The organism is Streptomyces glaucescens (assembly GCF_002154375.1).
Lineage (GTDB): Bacteria > Actinomycetota > Actinomycetes > Streptomycetales > Streptomycetaceae > Streptomyces > Streptomyces glaucescens.
Genome location: NZ_MUND01001093.1, coordinates 1 through 2,269, shown reverse-complemented (window position 1 = coordinate 2,269; position 2,269 = coordinate 1). Strand labels below are relative to the sequence as shown.

The 2,269-nt window shown below is 74.4% G+C and carries 2 protein-coding genes; one reads left to right on the top strand and one right to left on the bottom strand.

Annotated elements, in window-relative coordinates:
• On the top strand, positions 1-738 hold a 738-nt coding region (locus tag CCN42_RS40825), incomplete at its 5' end, for an MFS transporter (protein ID WP_143662278.1).
• Positions 739-878: 140 nt separating this feature from the next.
• On the opposite strand, the gene CCN42_RS40820 is transcribed toward CCN42_RS40825, so the two are convergent.
• Positions 879-2,269, bottom strand: a 1,391-nt coding sequence (locus CCN42_RS40820) for a DHA2 family efflux MFS transporter permease subunit (protein WP_107427735.1), incomplete at its 5' end; no start/stop codon positions are given.

Genomic DNA, 2,269 nt, shown 5'->3' with positions numbered 1-2,269 from the left:
TGGCGGGTGCCGTTCTGGGTGTACGCGGTGAGCCTGCTGCTCGCGCCGCTGATGGCGGTCGCGCTGCCCAGCCCGCCCCCGCGGGCGAAGGGGGACGGGCGGACCGCCGCCGACGGTCTTCCGGCCGGGGCCAAGCGCCCCCGCCCGTTCCGCCGGCGACGGCTGGCGGGCATCTGCGCCCTGACCTTCTTCGGCGGTACGGTCTTCTACACCGTCCCGGTGGAGATGGCGTACCTGCTCGACGACCTGGGTGTGCAGAACTCCGGCGCGGTCGGCCTGGCCACCGCGGTGGCGAGCGCGGCCACCGTGGCCGGAGCGGTCCTCTTCACCCGGCTGCGCCGCTCCCCCGAGACGGTGTTGCCCATGGTCCTCGGGCTCTGCGCGGTGGGCTTCGGGGTGATGTGCCTGGCCGGGAACGCCCCGCTGCTGGTCGCCGGCGCCGTCCTCAACTGCCTGGGCACCGGCATGCTGCTGCCCGCTCTGCTCACCGGCGCGATGTCCCGGCTGGCGTTCGCGGACCGCGGCCGGGGCACGGGCCTGTGGACGGCGGCCTTCTTCGGCGGCGAGTTCGTCTGCCCCCTGGTGCTGCTCGCCGTGGAGCCCGCGGTCGGGGGACTCGCCGGCGCGGTGGGGGCGCTGGGACTGGTCACCGGGGTGGTGGCGGTGGGGCTGTGGGCGGCCGGCCGGATCCGCGCGGGCGAGGCCGGGACCCGCGCGGTGCCGGGGCAGCCGGCGTAGGCGCCGCCGTGCCGAGGCCGGCCGGAGGTCCGGCCTGAGGCGCGCGGGACCCGAGCCCGGAACCCACGCCGGTGCGCCCCGTCCGGCCCTCGCCACAGCGTCCCCCTCCGACCGGAGCCGGTCCGGTCGGAGGTGGTGGATCACCCCTGGGTGACCGGCGCCTCCGCCTCGTCGGACGGACGGCCGCGCACCCCGAGTGCCGCGATCACGGCGCCGACCACGGTCAGTACGCCGGTGACCAGGGCGGCGCTGTGCACCCCGGACATGAAGGCGGTGTGGCTGCCCTCGACGACCGCGCTCGCCACCCGGGCCGGCATGTCGTCGGAGACGGGGGCGACACCCATGGCGACGGCGTCCTTGGCCTCGCCCAGCCCGTGGGCCAGCGGCGCCGGGACGCCGGCGTCGGTGAGGGCGCCGGGGAGGGTGGAGCCGACCCGGCCGCTGATGAGCGAGACGAGGACGGAGGTGCCGAGCGCGCCGCCGACCTGGAGCGACGTGGCCTGGAGACCGCCCGCCACACCGCCGTCCCGGACCGGGGCGTTGCCGACGATCGCCTCGGAGGATGCGGACATCACCATGCCGACGCCGAGGCCGAGGGCGATGAAGGGCGGCCACATCGTGGCGTACGAGGACTCGGCGGTCCAGGTGAGCAGGGCGAAGGCGGCGACGGCCTGCAGGACCATGCCGAGCGGCATGGTCAGACGCGGTCCGAACCGCTCGGTCAGCTTGGCGCCGAGCGGGGAGGCGACCACCGAGGCCAGGCTCAGCGGCAGGGTGCGCACGCCCGCCTCGACGGGTGTGAAGCCGCGGACGTTCTGCAGGTAGAGCATGACGAAGAAGATCACGCCGAGCAGGACGAAGAAGTTCAGCGCGGTGATGACCGTGCCGATCGCCAGGGCCGGGTTGCGGAACAGGCGCATGGGCAGGAGCGGGTGCGCGACACGCGTCTCGTACCAGCCGAAGACCAGCAGGAGCAGCACGCCGGCGGCAATGGCGCCGAGGGTGCCGGCCGACGTCCAGCCCCACGTCTCGCCCTTGACGACGCCGAAGACGACGGCGAGCAGGCCGACCGCCAGCAGGACGACCCCGAGGATGTCGAACTTCTCCCGCGCGGCGGCGGTGTTCCTGCTCTGCGGCAGCACCAGGGCGCTGAAGACGAGCGCGAGGACACCGATGGGGGCGTTGAGGTAGAAGACCGATTCCCAGTTGACGTGCTGGACCAGCAGGCCGCCGACGATGGGCCCGAGGGCGGTGGACACCGAGGAGACCATGGCCCAGATGCCGACCGCCATGCCGAACTTGCGCGGCGGGAACACGGCGCGCAGCAGCGCGAGGGTGTTGGGCATCAGCAGGGCACCGAAGAGGCCCTGTACGGCGCGGAAGGCGATGACGCCCTCGATGGACCCGGCGAGTCCGATGGCGACGGACGCGACGGTGAAGCCCGCGACGCCGATCAGGTAGAGGGTGCGCCGTCCGAAGCGGTCGCCCAGCTTGCCGCCGAGGATCAGGGCGGCGGCAAGCTGGGCGACCG